The sequence below is a fragment of the Arthrobacter sp. B2I5 genome, from assembly GCF_030816735.1.
GTDB lineage: Bacteria > Actinomycetota > Actinomycetes > Actinomycetales > Micrococcaceae > Arthrobacter.
Map to the genome: position 1 here is coordinate 3,494,486 of NZ_JAUSYF010000001.1, position 15,337 is coordinate 3,509,822.

At 66.3% G+C, this 15,337-nt stretch carries 15 protein-coding genes; 2 read left to right on the top strand and 13 right to left on the bottom strand.

Annotated elements, in window-relative coordinates; all coding sequences use genetic code 11:
- Positions 1 to 16: 16 nt before the first annotated feature.
- The 6 genes from QFZ60_RS16225 to QFZ60_RS16250 form a co-directional block, all read right to left on the bottom strand.
- On the bottom strand, positions 17 to 928 hold the full coding sequence (locus QFZ60_RS16225; RefSeq protein WP_307091801.1) for a sugar phosphate isomerase/epimerase: 912 nt from the start codon (positions 926 to 928) through the stop codon (positions 17 to 19).
- 97 nt (positions 929 to 1,025) lie between these two features.
- Entirely contained in the window at positions 1,026 to 2,537 is a 1,512-nt protein-coding gene (locus tag QFZ60_RS16230; protein ID WP_307091803.1) for a CoA-acylating methylmalonate-semialdehyde dehydrogenase, read from the bottom strand.
- 41 nt (positions 2,538 to 2,578) lie between these two features.
- A complete protein-coding gene (gene iolD / locus QFZ60_RS16235; protein WP_373427725.1) occupies positions 2,579 to 4,531 on the bottom strand; it encodes a 3D-(3,5/4)-trihydroxycyclohexane-1,2-dione acylhydrolase (decyclizing) in 1,953 nt (650 codons plus the stop codon).
- Between the two features lie 29 nt (positions 4,532 to 4,560).
- The gene (locus tag QFZ60_RS16240) at positions 4,561 to 5,499 is read right to left on the bottom strand and encodes a deoxyribose-phosphate aldolase (protein WP_307091807.1); all 939 of its coding nucleotides are present in this window, start codon (positions 5,497 to 5,499) and stop codon (positions 4,561 to 4,563) included.
- Entirely contained in the window at positions 5,496 to 6,500 is a 1,005-nt protein-coding gene (gene iolC, locus QFZ60_RS16245) for a 5-dehydro-2-deoxygluconokinase (protein ID WP_307091809.1), read from the bottom strand. Before iolC ends, QFZ60_RS16240 begins: the two co-directional genes overlap by 4 nt.
- Positions 6,501 to 6,688: 188 nt before the next feature.
- Positions 6,689 to 7,093, bottom strand: a complete 405-nt coding sequence (locus QFZ60_RS16250) for a tautomerase family protein (protein ID WP_307091811.1) — start codon at positions 7,091 to 7,093, stop codon at positions 6,689 to 6,691.
- Positions 7,094 to 7,246: 153 nt separating this feature from the next.
- Between QFZ60_RS16250 and QFZ60_RS16255 the strand changes: the two genes are divergently transcribed.
- Both QFZ60_RS16255 and QFZ60_RS16260 read left to right on the top strand, forming a co-directional pair.
- Complete coding sequence (locus QFZ60_RS16255; protein WP_307091812.1) at positions 7,247 to 7,606, top strand: helix-turn-helix transcriptional regulator; 360 nt, start codon at positions 7,247 to 7,249, stop codon at positions 7,604 to 7,606.
- Positions 7,606 to 8,088, top strand: coding sequence for an SRPBCC family protein (locus tag QFZ60_RS16260; protein WP_307093353.1), 483 nt, complete (start codon positions 7,606 to 7,608; stop codon positions 8,086 to 8,088). Before QFZ60_RS16255 ends, QFZ60_RS16260 begins: the two co-directional genes overlap by 1 nt.
- On the opposite strand, the gene QFZ60_RS16265 is transcribed toward QFZ60_RS16260, so the two are convergent.
- From QFZ60_RS16265 to QFZ60_RS16295, 7 genes are all read right to left on the bottom strand, one after another.
- Positions 8,046 to 8,852, bottom strand: a complete 807-nt coding sequence (locus tag QFZ60_RS16265) for a triose-phosphate isomerase family protein (RefSeq protein WP_307091813.1) — start codon at positions 8,850 to 8,852, stop codon at positions 8,046 to 8,048. The genes QFZ60_RS16260 and QFZ60_RS16265 overlap by 43 nt on opposite strands.
- A 24-nt stretch (positions 8,853 to 8,876) precedes the next feature.
- Positions 8,877 to 10,223, bottom strand: coding sequence for an MFS transporter (locus QFZ60_RS16270; protein ID WP_307091815.1), 1,347 nt, complete (start codon positions 10,221 to 10,223; stop codon positions 8,877 to 8,879).
- A gap of 90 nt (positions 10,224 to 10,313) precedes the next feature.
- The gene (locus QFZ60_RS16275; RefSeq protein WP_307091817.1) at positions 10,314 to 11,081 is read right to left on the bottom strand and encodes an SDR family NAD(P)-dependent oxidoreductase; all 768 of its coding nucleotides are present in this window, start codon (positions 11,079 to 11,081) and stop codon (positions 10,314 to 10,316) included.
- 33 nt (positions 11,082 to 11,114) lie between these two features.
- Positions 11,115 to 12,068, bottom strand: coding sequence for a 3-hydroxyacyl-CoA dehydrogenase family protein (locus QFZ60_RS16280; RefSeq protein WP_307091818.1), 954 nt, complete (start codon positions 12,066 to 12,068; stop codon positions 11,115 to 11,117).
- A complete protein-coding gene (locus QFZ60_RS16285; protein ID WP_307091820.1) occupies positions 12,065 to 12,559 on the bottom strand; it encodes a ribose-5-phosphate isomerase in 495 nt (164 codons plus the stop codon). Before QFZ60_RS16285 ends, QFZ60_RS16280 begins: the two co-directional genes overlap by 4 nt.
- Positions 12,560 to 12,569: 10 nt before the next feature.
- Positions 12,570 to 14,291 (bottom strand): dihydroxyacetone kinase subunit DhaL, encoded by a 1,722-nt coding sequence (dhaL, locus tag QFZ60_RS16290; protein ID WP_307091821.1) that lies wholly within the window; start codon positions 14,289 to 14,291, stop codon positions 12,570 to 12,572.
- A 45-nt stretch (positions 14,292 to 14,336) separates the two neighbouring features.
- Entirely contained in the window at positions 14,337 to 15,335 is a 999-nt protein-coding gene (locus QFZ60_RS16295) for a sugar phosphate isomerase/epimerase (protein WP_307091823.1), read from the bottom strand.
- Positions 15,336 to 15,337: the final 2 nt, after the last annotated feature.

Consider the following 15,337-nt stretch of genomic DNA (forward strand, 5'->3'; position numbering starts at 1 on the left):
CGGTGTCTGTGGCGGGTTAGCTGACGGTGGTGCGGGAGCCGCAGGACAGCAGGTAGTTGCGGGTGCGCTTGGCGATGGGCATCGGCACGTCGAAGGCCACCGGATACATGTCCTGCTCCACGATGCCGAAGATCGGTCGGTTCAGGGCTTCCACGGCTTCGATGACCGCGCGCAGGTCCGGCAGGCCGTTGGGCGGTTCGGTCATGACGCCGGCCAGGTTGGCGGCGGCCCACGTCATGTTCTCCTCGTTAACCTTCTTGAGGATGTCCGGGTTGATCTGCTTCAGGTGCAGGTAGCCGATCCGGTCCGGGTAGTTCTTGATCAGGTCCAGGCTGGAGGCGCCGCAGTATTCGGCGTGTCCCGTGTCGAGGCAGAGGTTCAGGTACTGCGGGTCAGTGGCGGCCAGCAGCGTTTCGATGTCCTGCTGCGCGCCGACGTGGGAGTCGGCGTGGGAGTGGAACTGCTGCTTGAGGCCGAAGTCCTCCAGAAGGGTCTTGCCCAGGCGGTTGTGGCCGGCGAACAGGTCGCTCCAGGCCTTGTCGCTCAGCGTGCCGCTTTCCACGGCTTCGCCGGTAACGTCGTCGCGCCACATGGCCGGGATGACCACGATGTGCTCGCCGCCCATGGCCGCGGTGAGTTCGGCCACCTTGCGGGCGGGTTCCCAGGCGGTTTCCCACTGGTCCAGCCCGCGGTGGAAGGCGGTGAACACTGTGCCGGCGGAAATCTGCAGGTCGCGGTGCTTGAGTTCCTCCGCCAGGTGCGTGGGATTCGTGGGGAGGTACCCGTACGGGCCCAGCTCGATCCACTTGTAGCCGGACTCGGCCACTTCGTCGAGGAAGCGTTCCCACGGGGTCTGCTTGGGGTCGTCCGCGAACCAGACGCCCCAGGAGTCCGGCGCCGTGCCGATGATCAGCTTGTTCTCAGTCATTGTCTGTTCCTTTGCATCGATTGCTCCGCAGGTGTCGTTTTGGTCGCTCAAAACGACATGTACGGAGCAATCGACGGTAAATGGTGGGGGTGAGCCGCTAGTTGGAGGGGAAGTTGTAGGAGGCGCCGGAGGCGTGGTGGGTTTCGGGCCAGCGGGACGTGACCACCTTGCCGCGGGTGTAGAACGAGACGCCTTCGGGACCGTAGATGTGCTTGTCGCCGAAGAGGGATGCCTTCCAGCCGCCGAAGGAGTGGTAGGCCACGGGGACAGGCAGGGGCACGTTGATGCCGATCATGCCAACGGTCACGGAGCGCTGGAACTTGCGCGCGGCCGCGCCGGAGGAGGTGAAGATGGCGGTGCCGTTGCCGTAGGGGTTGGCGTTGATGAGCCTGATGCCGTCCTCGAGGGTGTCCACGCGGACCACCACGAGGACCGGCCCGAAGATCTCTTCCGTGTAGGCCGTCATTTCGGTCTTGACGTGGTCAAGGACGGTGGGGCCGACCCAGAAGCCGTCCTCGTGGCCGGGGACCACCAGGTCGCGGCCGTCCACCACCATGGCGGCGCCGGCGGCTTCGGCTTCGGTGACGATCCGTACGATGCGTTCCTTGGAGGCCGGGGTGATGACCGGGCCCATTTCGGCGTCGGGTTCGGTACCGTTCTTGACCTTGACGGCCAGGGCGCGTTCTTCGACCTTCTTGACGATGAGGTCGGCTGCGTCCCCGACGGCCACGGCCACGGAGATGGCCATGCAGCGTTCACCGGCGGAACCGAAGGCGGCGGCGGCGAGGTGGTCGGCGGCGTTGTCCAGGTCGGCGTCGGGCATCACGATGGCGTGGTTCTTCGCCCCGCCCAGGGCCTGCACCCGCTTGCCGTGCCTGGTGGCGGTCTCGTGGACGTACTGAGCGATCGGGGTGGAGCCGACGAAGGAGATGCCGTCCACGTCCGGGTGGGTCAGGAGCCCGTCCACGGTTTCCTTGTCGCCGTGCAGGACCTGGAACACGCCGTCCGGCAGGCCGGCCTGCTTCCAGAGCTTGGCCAGCAGCAGGGACGCGGAAGGGTCGCGTTCGGAGGGCTTGAGGATGAACGCGTTGCCGGTGGCGATCGCCATCGGGGCCATCCACAGCGGCACCATCACCGGGAAGTTGAACGGCGTGATGCCGGCCACCACGCCGAGGGGTTCGCGGAAGTTGAATACGTCGATGCCGGTGGAGACCTGGTCTGAGTAGTCGCCCTTCAGCAGCGTGGGGATGCCGCAGGCGTACTCGATGACTTCCAGGCCGCGGCCGATTTCACCCTTGGCGTCGGAGATGACCTTGCCATGCTCGGCCGTGACCAGCTGCGCCAGCTCCTCGACGTGGGAGGCGACCAGTTCGCGGAATTTGAACAGGACGGCGGTGCGCTTGGCCAGGGAGATGTCCCCCCAGGTATCGGCGGCCTTGCGGGCGGCCGAGACAGTGGCCTCCAGGTCGGCGCGGTTGGCCAGGCGCAGCGTGGCGGGCACGGCCCCGGTGGCGGGGTTGTATACCGGGGTGGTGCGCTCACCCTCACCGGCGGTCTCCGCGCCGTTGATGAAGTGGTTGATGACAGTTTCAGTGGTGGTGGCAGTCATGGGACTCTTCCTTGAGTGGTGGGTCTTGGAGGGAGCAGGCGTCAGCCGAGCAGTTTGCGCTGGCGTGACTTGTGGTCGACGTAGGTCTGGAAGGCCTGCTTGGTGGAGTCGAGTTCGGAGACCTGGGAGACGGGGACGTCCCACCAGGACTCGGAGGACGGTGCGTCCAGCAGCGGGTCGGATTCGACGTGGATCAGGATGGGTCCGCTGCGCTCGGGAGCGGCCTTGGCATCGCGGATGGCCTGCTCAAGTTCGGCGATGACCTTCTCCCCCGGCTCGATCCGGATGACCTTCACACCAAGGGATTCGGCGTTCAGGGCCAGGTCCACCGGCAGGGGCTCGCCTTCGTCGAAGCTGTGCTGTTCCTCGTTCAGTGCCCGGTACTGGGTGCCGAACCGTTGTGAGCCGAGGGATTCGGAGAGGGAGCCGATGGAGGCGTAGCCGTGGTTCTGGATCAGGACCACGATCAGCTTGATGCGTTCGGCGACGGCGGTGACCAGTTCGGTGTGCATCATGAGGTAGGAGCCGTCCCCCACCATGACGACGACGTCGCGGACGTCCGCGCGGCCCTCGCCGCCCGCCGTCGTACTTTCCGCCGCTTCAGCAAGCGCTGCACGCTTGACGCCCAGGCCGCCGGGGATCTCGTAGCCCATGCAGGAGTAGGCGTATTCGACGTGGTAGCCGAACGGGTCCCGGACCCGCCACATCTTGTGCAGGTCCCCGGGCAGTGACCCGGCCGCGCAGATGACAACGTCGCGGGCGTCCATGGCCCGGTTGGTGGCGCCGATGATCTCATTCTGTGCAGGCAGCGGGGTGTAGCGGGTGTCGAACGCCTCGTCCACGGTGGCGTTCCAGCGCTTTTTCTCGGCCGCGACGCGTCGCTCCAGGTCGGCGCCCACCCGGTAGCCGCCCAGTGCTGCGTTGAGCTTCACCAGTGCCTTGCGGGCATCGGCAACGATCGGGAGCGTGGTGCCGTGCTTGTACGCATCGATCGGGGCCACGTTGATGTTAATGAAGCGCACGTCCGGGTTCTGGAACGCGGTCCGGGACGCGGTGGTGAAGTCCTCGTACCGCGTGCCGATGCCGATGATCAGGTCCGCCTCGGCAGCGATGGCGTTGGCCGCCGTCGTGCCGGTGGAGCCGATGGCACCCAGGGAGTGCTGGTGGTCCCAGGGCAGGACGCCGACGCCGGCCTGGGTGTTCCCCACCGGGATGCCGGTCAGTTCCACGAACCTGGCGAGTTCGTCATTGGCGTAGGCGTAAAGGACGCCGCCGCCGGCGATGATCAGCGGGCGCTTGGCAGCCCGGATAGCGGCCGCGGCTCGGGCGATATCGTCATCGTCTGCCTCCGGGCGGCGGATCCGCCACTCGCGCTCGGCCAGGAATTCCGCCGGGACGTCGAAGGCCTCGGCCTGGACATCCTGCGGCAGCGAGATGGTCACCGCGCCGGTCTCGGCGGGGTCGGTCAGCACGCGCAGGCCGTGGTGGAACGCGGAGAACAGCTGCTCGGGGCGGGTGACGCGGTCGAAGAACTTGGACAGCGGCCGGAACGCGTCGTTGACCGTGAGGTCGTACGCGTAGGGCTGCTCCAGCTGCTGCAGCACGGGGTCTGCCGCACGGGTGGCGAACGTGTCAGACGGCAGCAGCAGCACCGGAAGCCGGTTGGTGGTGGCCAGCGCGGCACCGGTCAGCAGGTTCGAGGAACCCGGGCCAATCGAGGTGCTGACCGCGTAGGTCTGCCGGCGGCGGGTGTGCCGGGCGTATCCCACGGCCTGGTGGACCTGGGCCTGTTCGTTCCGGCCCTGGTAATACGGCATGATGGCCGGGTCCAGCTGCTGGTACTGCTTCAGGGCCTGGCCCACACCGGCCACGTTGCCGTGCCCGAAAATACCGAACGTGCCCGGAATGAGCCGCTCGCGGTACTCAACGCCGTTGACCGAGTCAACCGTGTACTGCTTGGAAAGGTATTCGACGACGGCCTGCGCCACCGTCATCCTGCGCGTTCCTGTTGTTGTGCCCATGGCTAGTTCTCCGGGATTTCAGTGGTGTGGTGCAGCAGCGAAGCGGCGCTGGCGACGGCGCCCGCGACATCCCCGTCTGCCGGGTAAAGCAGCGTCCGGCCAACGGTGAGGCCCTGGACGCCGGGAAGCGCCAGTGCTGCCTGCCAGGACGCAAAGACCTCGTCCTGCGTGCCGTCCGGGTCCCCGCCCAGCAGGACGGTGGGCATGGTGGTGGCGGCCATGACGCGTTCCATCTCCGCCACCACGGGAAGCTTCATCCAGGTGTAGGCACTGGTGGAACCCAGGCCCTCGGCGATCGCGATGGACTTGATCACGGCGTTCGTGGACAAATCGTTGCGGACTTTACCGTTCTCACGGACGGAGAGGAACGGCTCCACCATGGCGATCAGCTTCCGCTCCGCCAGCGAATCAATGGCCTTCGCGGTCGCTTCCAGGGTGGCCACGGTGTCGGGGTCGCCCAGGCAGATGCGTGTGAGCATCTTGCCGCCGTCGGCCCCCAGTGCCTCCAGCGCTGCTGCGGTGTGGCCGGTGAAGCGGTCGTCGAACTCGTTGACCAGCCCGGACAGGCCGCCGCGGTTCATCGAACCGAACACCAGCTTGCCGTGCAGGGCGCCCAGCAGCAGCAGGTCGTCCATGATGTCCGGGGACGCCAGGACACCGTCGACGGCGGGGTTGGCCAGGGCGATTTGCAGCCGGTCCAGCAGCTGACGCCGGTCGGCCATGGCCACGGGGTCGCTGCCGACGGCAAGGGCGCCGCGGGCGGGGTGGTCGGCGGCGACGATGAAGTTCTGCCGGCCCGACTTCAGGCCGGGGTGGCGCCGACGGGACTTGGCGGCACGGGCCACGGCATCCGGGTCTTCCAGGCGGATGGTGCTCAGGTGCTCATAGCGGCGCGGATCGTCGTCCAGTGCGTTGTTCGACGCTAACGGGGTGAGGGTCACAGTGCTGCTCCTTCGGGAATCGAGGCGCCGGGAACCGCGCGGCCGCGTTCGGCCAGCAGCGAGGTGACCTCATCCGGCGTCGGCATGGCATCGGCGCAGGAAAGGCGGGAAGCCACAATGGCGCCGGCGGCGTTGGCGTAGTCCAGCACCTGTGCCAGCGGCCAGCCCGACAGCAGCCCGTGGCAGAAGGCGCCGCCGAAGGAGTCCCCGGCACCGAGTCCGTTCAGGGTTTCCACCGGGACGGGAGCGGAGACCACGCGTTCGGTGCGGGTCTTGGCCATCACGCCTTCCGCGCCAAGCTTGACGACGGCGATTTCCACGCCTGCGGCCAGGAGCCGGTCCGCCTGCTCATCCGGGGTGCCTTCGCCTACGGCCACGGCGCATTCCTTGTCGTTACCGATGGCAACAGTGACGTGCGGCAGGATCTTGGCGACCTCGGCGCGGGCATCCTCTTCCGATGCCCAGAACATCGGCCGGTAGTCCAGGTCCAGGATGGTGAACTGCCCCTCGGCCAGGCCGGTGCGGGGACGGGCCTGGTGGGCGGCGATGTGGGCGCTGCGGGAGGGTTCCTGGCACAGGCCCGTGACGGTGGACCAGAAGATCCCGGCTCCGCGGATGGCGTCGAGGTCCAGTTCCCCGGCCTTGATCTGCAGGTCCGGCGCGGTGGGGAAGCGGCCATAGAAGTACAGCGGAAACTCGTCCGTGGCCGGCTTGATGGCGCAGAAGGTCACCGCGGTGGGCCAGTCCTTCACCGGCGTGACGTAGGTGTCATCGACGTTGAACTTTTGCAGTTCGCGGTGCAGGTAGGTGCCGAACGGATCGTCCCCGGTGCGGGTGATGACGCCGGTGCGCCGTCCGTGGCGGGCTGCTGCAACGGCGACGTTGGAGGGCGAACCGCCAAGGTATTTGCCGAAGGAATTGACGTCCTCCAGGCCAACCCCGATGTCGTTCGGGTAGATATCAACGCTGATGCGCCCGATCGTAAGAAGCTCGTGGGTCACGTGAATCGTGGACCTTTCTGGTGTGGAACTCGAATCCTTTGAGGGGCAGGAGTTCCGGGACTGGCAGGCCGTGGTGTGGGCCACAGGCACTACTTTGCCCTAGATCGAATGTCCTGTCAAAGGTTTGTACTGACATACTTACAACGAGGTTTGCGATGCGCCCATCCCCCAATGAATGGGCGCTTCTCCTACTTCTTGGGAACGGCCAATTCGCCCGTCACGTACTGGGCGCGGCCAAAGCCGAAGGACCAGTCGCCGGCGGTGTTTTCGACATAGCCAATGAAGACGTCCTCCCCTGCCACGCCAACTGCCGAAAGCTTTTCGGCCACCGCCGCGAAGAGCCGCAGCTTGGCCTCCTGCGAACGCCCGCCCTGGGTGAAGATCTGGATCATGACCACACCTCCGGTGCGCTCGAACCCCAGCCCGGCATCCTGCGCGAAGATCTGGCCCTGCGGGTGCTCGGTCAGGATGTGGAAGTAGTCCCGCTCCGGAATGCCGTACTCGGCAAGGATCGCGTCGTGGATTCCGCGGCTGAGCTGCTGCAGGTCCTCGGCGGTGCGCCCTTCATTAACGTCGATGCGAACCAATGGCATGGAACTTCTCCTTCTCACAGTTTGTACTGACATACTAACAAACCGCCAATCCCGGAGACAAGGGCTTTAGGTCTTGAAACGGCACAACGAGGGGGCTATCCTTGAACAACCATCCGGTTGATCAACCGGAAGGTTGATTAGAAAAGGACGACGGTGAACTCTGACAGTGCGGCCTTGGACTCGGCCTTCATGGCCTTAGCAGATCCCGTGCGAAGGAGCATCATTGCCCGGCTCAGCCGGGGCCCGGCAACAGTGAACGAATTGGCAGAACCGTTCGAAATCTCCAAGCAGGCGGTTTCGAAACACATCCAGGTGCTCGAGCAGGCGGAACTGGTGACCCGAAGCAGGGACGCGCAGCGCAGGCCCGTCCACCTGAACCCGGCGCGGCTTGAGGCGCTAACCGCATGGATCGACCGCTACCGGTTGGTGCGTGAAGGGCAGTTCCGCAGCCTCGACGCCGTACTCAGATCAAACACCGCGGACAGCGGCGATCAATCCTCCAAGGAGTCATGATGAGCAATTCCCTGAAACTCAGCGTTCCCGAGGGCGTCCCCTTCATCGATTTTGAGCGCGAGTTCGATTTCCCGGTCGCGGATGTGTTCCGCGCGCACAAAGAGCCGGACCTCATTGTCCAGTGGCTGGGCCCGCGGGGCATGAAAATGGAGATCGACCACTACGACTTCCGCACGGGCGGCAGCTACAGCTACCTGCACACGGGACCGGACGGGGTGGCCTACGAGTTCAAGGGCATCTTCCACACGGTCCGGGACAACGAGTTCGCCATCCAGACGTTTGAGTTCGGCGGGTACCCGGATGTGGTCAGCCTGGATTTCATGTCGTTTGAGGACCTGGGCAACGGGCGCACCCGGCTGCGGGGCCACTCCGTCTACCCCAGCCAGGAGGCACGCGACGGCATGGCCCAGTCCGGCATGGAGGGCGGCATAAGCGAAGGCTACGAGCGGCTGGAGGAATTGCTGGCCGGGGCGCGGGTCTGAGTTAAGGCAAGGGCCTCGTCCAGTACGCGGCCCAGGTTTCCGGCGTCGTGGGCAAAGCGGCCCAGGAAAAGCCCGTCCGCGGCGGGGAGCTGCGGCAGCAGCCCGGGACCGGCACTGCCGCCGTAGATCAGGGGGCAGTCCGGACCCAGCTCAGCACGGAGCAGGGCCAGCACGGCATTGACGTGGTGCGGCGGGGCGGGCGCCTCGGCGCCGATGGCCCACACAGGTTCGTAGGCCAGCACCAGGCGGTCCAGCAGTGCGGGGTCCCCGCCGGTGGCGGCACGGACCTGCCCGGCGCAGAAGTTGGCGGCAGCACCGGCGTCGAGCATGTCCGGCTCACCGATGCACAGCAGCGGGGTGAGGGAATGGCCGACGGCGGCGCGCACCTTGCGGGCCACCACGGCGTCGTCTTCGGCGAACAGCCGCCGGCGTTCCGCGTGGCCGATTTCGACGAGCGTGACGCCGAGCTCGGCCAGCATGCCGGGGCTCACTTCGCCGGTCAAGGGCCCGTCTCCCCAGGCGCAGTTCTGTGCGCCCAGCAGGACGGGCGAGCCGGCCAGGATCCGCGCGGCCGGCTCCAATACGGGGAAGGAAGGGATGACGAAGACCCGGACCGGGGAGTCCTGGCCGAGTCCGGGTCTTTCGTCCACAACGGAGCGCACCTCCGACAGCCAGCGCAGGCTTGCCTGGTATCCCAGGTACATCTTGGTGCTGACACCGACGAAGACGGTGCCGTTGCCTGTGCTGCTGCCGGAGGTGGCCATGGGTTTCCTTTTTACTTGCGGTGCTCAGTCGAGCAGGTCGTCGGCCTTGTTCTTGAACCGCTTGGTGGCGTACATCATCGCTGCGGCCACGAAGGGCAGGACGCCCAGGGCGTAAACACCCATGGAGCCGGTGGGTGAGTGCGTGGCCTCGTTGACGGCGGTCCGGAGAATGGGTGCAACAAACCCGCCCAGGTTGCCCAGCGAGTTGATCAGGCCGATGCCCGCCGCGGCCGCGGAGCCGGCCAGGAATGCGGTGGGATAGGACCAGACAACAGGGCCCACGGCCAGGAAGCTGCACACTGCCAGGGTAATGAAGATCATGCCCAGGACCGGCTGGTGGTTGGTCCCTGCCCAGGCGGAGCCGAAGATGCACAGGCCGGTGGAGATGAACAGGATGGTGCCGAACTTCCGCCGCTTGGCCACGGTGTCCGCGGCCTTGCCGATGAAGTAGCAGGAGAAGATGCCGAAGAACCACGGGACGGCGATCAGCAGGCCGACGGCGAGCCCCACCTTCTGCCCTGTCAGCGAGGACACCTGCTGCGGCAGGAAGAACGTCACGCCGTAGACGGCGATCTGCAGGCAGAAGTAGATGGCGGTGAAGTACCAGACGCGGCCGTTGCGCATGGCGGCGAGGATGCCCCGGGGACCGTGCTCGTCCTTGATGTTGTCCTCGAGCGCCATGACTTCCTTCAGCGCGTACTTCTCCTCACGGTTAAGGAATTTGGCCTTTTCAGGGCCGTTGATCAGGAAGAAGAACGCCGCGATGCCTGCCAGGACGGCCAGCATGCCTTCAACGAAGAACATCACCTGCCAGCCGCGCAGGCCCGGCACCTGGTCGCCAATGTTGATCAGCCAGCCGGACAGCGGGTTACCGATCATCTGCGAGAACGGCTGGGCCAGGTAGAAGATGGCGAACATCTGGACGCGCACCTTGTTGGGGAACCATTCGGCGAGGTACATGATCACGCCGGGGAACAGGCCGGCCTCAGTCACGCCGAGGAGGAAGCGCAGGATCACGAATGAGGTCTCGCCCTGGACGAACGCGAAGCACGCTGAAACGATGCCCCAGGTGATGGCGATGCGGGCAAGCCAAATCTTGGCGCCGACCTTCTTGAGCAGCAGGTTGCTGGGGATCTCGAAGATCGCATAGCCAATGAAGAAGATGCCTGCGCCCAGGGCGAAGGCCGCGGCGGACACTCCCTTGTCCGCCCCCAAGGCCGCTTCGGCGAAGCCGACGTTGGTGCGGTCCAGGAACGAAACGACGTACAGGATGACCAGCATCGGCATGAGCCGGCGGGCCGCCTTGAAGATAGCGGACTTCAGGACCGGGCGGGCCAGAAGTTCCTTGGATGTAGCGGTGGTTTCGGACACAACACTCTCCTTCGAGTGGTGACGTTGGTGATTTTCCTGCGGGCCGGCGGCCTGCAGGCTTTGAGTGGTGGCGCCCGGCGGGGGTGCCAATCAGTGCATGTACAGTCCGCCGTCGACGTTCAGCGTCTGGCCGGAGATGTAGCCGGCGTCTTCGCCAATCAGGAAATGGATGGCGGCCGCGACGTCACGGGGGCTGCCCACGCGGTTCACCACCAGGTCCTTGACCAGTTCATCCTTGCGTTCCTCGCTCAGGGTGCCGCCCATGATGTCGGTGTCGATCGGGCCGGGTGAGATGGCGTTGACGGTGATGTCGTACTCCCCCAGTTCCCGTGCCGTGGCGCGGGTCAGGCCGATCACGCCGGCCTTGGCAACCGAGTACGGGGTCTTGCTGAAGGTTCCGCCGCCGCGCTGGGCGGAGACGGAGGAGATGTTCACGATCCGCCCCAGCCGGTTCCTGGCCATCGATTCGGCAGCCCGGCGGGTGGCGTAGTGGACCCCGTTCATGTTGATGCTGAGGACGCGGTCCCATTCGGCGGCGTCCAGCTCCAGGTACGGCACCGGGGAACTGACGCCCGCGATGTTGGCCAGGGCCACCAGTTGCGGAAGTTCGGCCTCGATTTCGTCGATGGCAGCCCGGACCGAGGCTTCGTCGGCGATGTTGGCTCCGGCACCGTGGGCTTTGACGCCGTGCTTTTCCGCCAGTTCCTTGGCAACCGCCTTGCAGGCGGCGTCATCGAGGTCCACCACGCCGATGTTCCAGCCGCGCTCGGCGAGGTAGTCGGCGGTTGCGCGGCCGATGCCGCGTTCGGAGACTGCACCGGTGACGATCACCGTGCGGTCTGCGGGAAATGCTGTCATGGAGGTGTTCCTTTGTGTGGAGGGTCGGCGCGCTCAGGAAAGCGGGGCCGGGCCCAGCTCTTCGATGAGCTTTTGCATGGCGACGTATGCCTTGTTCCGGTAGGCAACAAGGGCAGCGGTCCGGTCAGCCGGGACGTCCAGGAAGCCGGAGCCGGTCTTGGTACCCAGCTGGCCGGCGTCGACCTTGTCCTGCAGGATCTTGGGGGTGGCGAACCGCTCCGGGAAGCCGGTCTGCAGGGACTTGTAGCAGAAGGCGTAGACGTCCAGGCCCGCCATGTCGGCGATCGCGAACGGCCCGAAGAACGGCAGCCGGAAGCCGAAGGTGGTGCGCACCAGGGTATCCACGTCCTCTGCGGTGGCGATGCCTTCCTCCACCACCTGTGCGGCTTCGTGGAAGAGGGCGTACTGGAGCCGGTTCAGCACGAAGCCGGTGACGTCCTTGACGGTGGCTGTTTCCTTGCCGGTCTCCCCCACGATAGTGCGGGCGGCCTGGACGGTGGCTTCGGAGGTGCCCTCGTGCGGAATGACCTCAACACCGGGGATGAACGGGGCAGGGTTGGAGAAGTGGACGCCCAGGAAGCGCTCCGGGTTGTCCACCACCTCGGCCAGCTTGGCGATGGAGATGGTGGAGGTGTTCGAGCCGATGATGGCATCGGGGCGCGCGGCGGCGCTGATCCTGCCCAGGGTGGCGTGCTTGATCTCCAGGACCTCCGGCACGGCCTCCTCGATGTACTCGGCGCCGGCCACGGCTTCTTCGATGTCCTTGGCTGCCCAGAGGTTTTCCTTGAGCAGGTCGGTGGCGTTGGCCGGGAACAGGCCGGCCGCGACGAACTCGTCGGATTCCTTCAGCAGGCGCTCGTAGTTGCTTTGGGCGATTTCGGCGGTGACGTCCGCCAGTGCCACGCGGGCTCCGGCGAGCGCCAGGACCTGGGCGATTCCGCCGCCCATGTAGCCGGAGCCGACGACGGCGATGTTACGGGTGCTCATTTGGTTTCAAGTCCTTCCGACGCGCCCTCATAGGAGCAGATGGCGTCTACTTTTGCCGCGGATGCGGAGTTTTCATCGAAGCGGTAGTTGAGCCACTCGCCCACCAGCTTCTTGGCCAGTTCCAGGCCGATGACGCGCTGGCCCATGGTCAGCACCTGCGCGTTGTTGGACAGCACGGAGCGTTCCACGGAATAGCTGTCATGTGCTGTGACGGCCCGGATGCCCGGAACTTTGTTGGCTGAAATGGCCACGCCAAGGCCGGTTCCGCAGATCAGCAGCGCGCGGTCCGCTTCCCCGGCGGCCACCTTGCGGGCCGCCGTGACGGCCAGGTGCGGATAGGCGGTGGTGTCGTTGGCAGCGACGCCTACGTCCTCCACCGAGGCGACCCGGGGGTCCGCCTCCAGCATCTCGCGCAGGGCGTTCTTGTATTCGACGCCGGCTTCGTCGTTGCCGACGACGATGCGCCAGCCTGGCTGGGTTTGCTCGGTCATGCGATTCTCCTTAGTGGCTTTCGATGGTGGCGGCGTAGTCCGCCACCCTGCGGGCGATAAGGCCGAACGAGACGGCGCCGGGATCCGGGTGGCCGAGGCTCTTTTCGGCGAGCGGCCGGGCACGGCCTTTCTTCGGGCTGAGGTCGGCAGTCGCGTCAGCGGCCTTGGCGGCAGCTTCCGCTGCCGCACGCAGGCTGCCGGCCAAGCTGCCGCCGTCGTCAATTGCCTTGGTGAAGGTCTCAGCGAACGGAAGGAGCGCGTCCACCATGGTCTTGTCTCCCGCTTCCGCCTTGCCCAGGGTGATGATGGCATCGCGGAGGGCATTGACGGCCGCCGCTGCGTCAGCGGCGGTATAGGCGTCCTTGCTGCCAAGGGTCCTGCCGACGGCGGTGACGGCAGCGCCCCAGAGGGCGCCGGAGGTACCGCCGGCACGCTCGGCCCACTGCTCCCCCGCCGCGGCGAGGACTTCCTCCAGGCCGGCGCCGCCTGCGTGCGACTTCTCCGCGGCCGCAACGGCAGCGTCCACGCCGCGCCGCATGCCGATGCCATGGTCGCCGTCCCCGGCGATGGCATCCAGCTTTCCGAGTGCCTCCTCGTGTTCGACGACGACGGCGCGCGCCTCCTTCAGAGCGTCCACGGCCGTGGCGGCCAAGGCAGTGGAGGCGGCGGTGGCGGCCAGCGCAGGCGCCGTGGCAGCCTCAGCCAGGGACTCCACCGAACGTGCCCGGCGCGGGGCCAGGTTGCCCTTGCGGAACGCAGGGGTATCAGCCGGCGCGGCCCAGAACTTCTCCAGTTCCTCATCCAGCCAAAACAGCGTCAGGGACAGGCCGGACATGTCCAGGCTGGTCACCAGTTCACCGCACTCAGGCTCGACGATGTCCAGTCCGGCAGCGGTGAGCAGGGCTTCGACCTTTCCGAACAGCAGGAAGAGTTCGTCGTACTTGACCGTTCCCAGTCCGTTGAGGATGGGTACCACGCGTTGGCCTGCGGCGTCCGGCTTGTCCTTCAACAGCCCGTCAACCAGCAGTTTGGCCAGTTCGCTGGCGCTGGGCAGGGGCTGTTCGGAGATCCCGGGTTCGCCGTGGATGCCCAGTCCCACCGACATCATGCCTTCCGGCACGGTGAAGAGGGGCTCGCTTGCGCCGGGGAGTGTGCAGCCGGCGAAGGCCACGCCGAGGGAGCGGGTGTGGTAGTTGGCCTTGATGGCGAGCCGCTCCACCTCGTCCAGGTCCAGCCCGGCCTCTGCGGCCGCGCCGGCCACCTTGAAGACGGTAAGGTCTCCGGCGATGCCGCGGCGCTTGCCGATTTCTTCGAGGGGCGCACTGGCGATGTCATCGGTCACCAGCACGGTGCGGGTTTCGATGCCTTCAGCGTTCAGCTTCTCCTGCGCCTGGCCGAAGTGGAGCACGTCGCCGGCGTAGTTGCCGTAGCTGAGCAGGACACCGCCGCCGGTTTGGGAGGCTTTGGCCACCCGGTACACCTGCCCGGCGGAGGGGGAAGCAAACATGTTGCCGCAGGCGCTTCCGGCGGCAAGCCCGGCGCCCACCAGGCCGGCGAAGGCCGGATAGTGGCCGGAACCGCCGCCGATGACCACTGCCACCTGGCCCTCGGGTGATTCGGTGGAGCGGACAACGCCGCCGTCCACCCGGGCCACGTACTGGCGGTTGGCTGCAACGAAGCCGTCGAGGGCGTCGTCAGCGAACTGCGCTGGATCGTCAAATATTTTTGTCATGATTCCTCGTTGAACCCGTTGGGTCGGTTGGGATGCCTGCCGGTGCTAGCGTGCCGGAACGGCCGCCGGCGTCTGCCGGCCCTGGGCCACCAGGCTGGTGCCCAGTGCGTAGCTGTCCCGCTTCGGGAGGACCTGCCGGCGCAGGTAGTCCTGGTTGGCGGCCGTAACGCTGAGGCCGTCGCCTCCATAGTGTTCGGTGCAGATGATGCCCTGGAAGCCCACCGAGATGGCGAACTGGAAGGCCTCGCGGTAGCTGATGAGGCCGGACTCCATGGGCGCCGGCATTGCAACGTAGTGGTCGCGGGCCTGGTCCTCGTCACGGATGTAGTTCTTGACGTGCCAGTAGTTGGAGTAGGGCAGCGTCTTGTGGACCAGCTCGCGCCAGTCCTCGATGGGGCGGTGCAGGCGGATCAGGTTTCCCAGGTCCGGATTCAAGCCAACGTTGGGCAGGTCGATGTCCTGGACCAGCTGGACCGAGGAGTCTGCGGTGCCAAGGTAGGTGTCCTCGTACATCTCCAGCGAGACCAGGAGCCCCAGTTCGGCGGCGTGCTTGCCAACTTCGCGGATGCGGGTGACGGCGTTGTTCCAGGTTTCCTTGTCCCCTGCCGGGTCCTTGTGGCCCTCGACGGTCCAGAACCAGAGCTGCTTCTGCTGCTCCGGGGTGATGGCCTGGTGCAGGCCGATCGAGACCACCTCGCAACCGAGCTGGGCGGCGGCCTCGAGGGTCCGGTGCGTGTAGGCCAGGTTTTCCTCCCACTTGCCTTCTTCGATCACGCTGCGGCGGATGGCGGAGATGGAGGGAAGCCCCAGGCCGGCGGCGGTAGCGGCCGCCTTCAGTTCGTCCAGCCGGCCGCTTGAGAGATCGCCGGGGCGCACCCAGCTGTCGGTGAGGTCGGCGTTGGTGAAGCCGGCGTCTGCCACTTCTTCGAAGACCTGCTGCCAGTCACTGGCAGGGGCGTCCTGGACGGAGGTTCCGTCGGGTTTGGTTCCCGGGAACTGCAGCAGGGCAGCGGCGATGGGCCAGTTTTCAGCTGTGTACGGCATTG

Bases quoted from the DNA above. Each gene is read 5' to 3' on its own strand.
- QFZ60_RS16230 (WP_307091803.1), bottom strand. From the start codon at position 2,537: ATGACTGCCACCACCACTGAAACTGTCATCAACCACTTCATCAACGGC.
- QFZ60_RS16225 (WP_307091801.1), bottom strand. From the start codon at position 928: ATGACTGAGAACAAGCTGATCATCGGCACGGCGCCGGACTCCTGGGGC.
- QFZ60_RS16295 (WP_307091823.1), bottom strand. From the start codon at position 15,335: ATGCCGTACACAGCTGAAAACTGGCCCATCGCCGCTGCCCTGCTGCAG.
- dhaL (WP_307091821.1), bottom strand. From the start codon at position 14,291: ATGACAAAAATATTTGACGATCCAGCGCAGTTCGCTGACGACGCCCTC.
- QFZ60_RS16260 (WP_307093353.1), top strand. From the start codon at position 7,606: ATGAGCAATTCCCTGAAACTCAGCGTTCCCGAGGGCGTCCCCTTCATC.
- QFZ60_RS16265 (WP_307091813.1), bottom strand. From the start codon at position 8,852: ATGGCCACCTCCGGCAGCAGCACAGGCAACGGCACCGTCTTCGTCGGT.
- QFZ60_RS16285 (WP_307091820.1), bottom strand. From the start codon at position 12,559: ATGACCGAGCAAACCCAGCCAGGCTGGCGCATCGTCGTCGGCAACGAC.
- QFZ60_RS16250 (WP_307091811.1), bottom strand. From the start codon at position 7,093: ATGCCATTGGTTCGCATCGACGTTAATGAAGGGCGCACCGCCGAGGAC.
- iolD (WP_373427725.1), bottom strand. From the start codon at position 4,531: ATGACGGTGGCGCAGGCCGTCGTCGAATACCTTTCCAAGCAGTACACG.
- QFZ60_RS16280 (WP_307091818.1), bottom strand. From the start codon at position 12,068: ATGAGCACCCGTAACATCGCCGTCGTCGGCTCCGGCTACATGGGCGGC.
- QFZ60_RS16275 (WP_307091817.1), bottom strand. From the start codon at position 11,081: ATGACAGCATTTCCCGCAGACCGCACGGTGATCGTCACCGGTGCAGTC.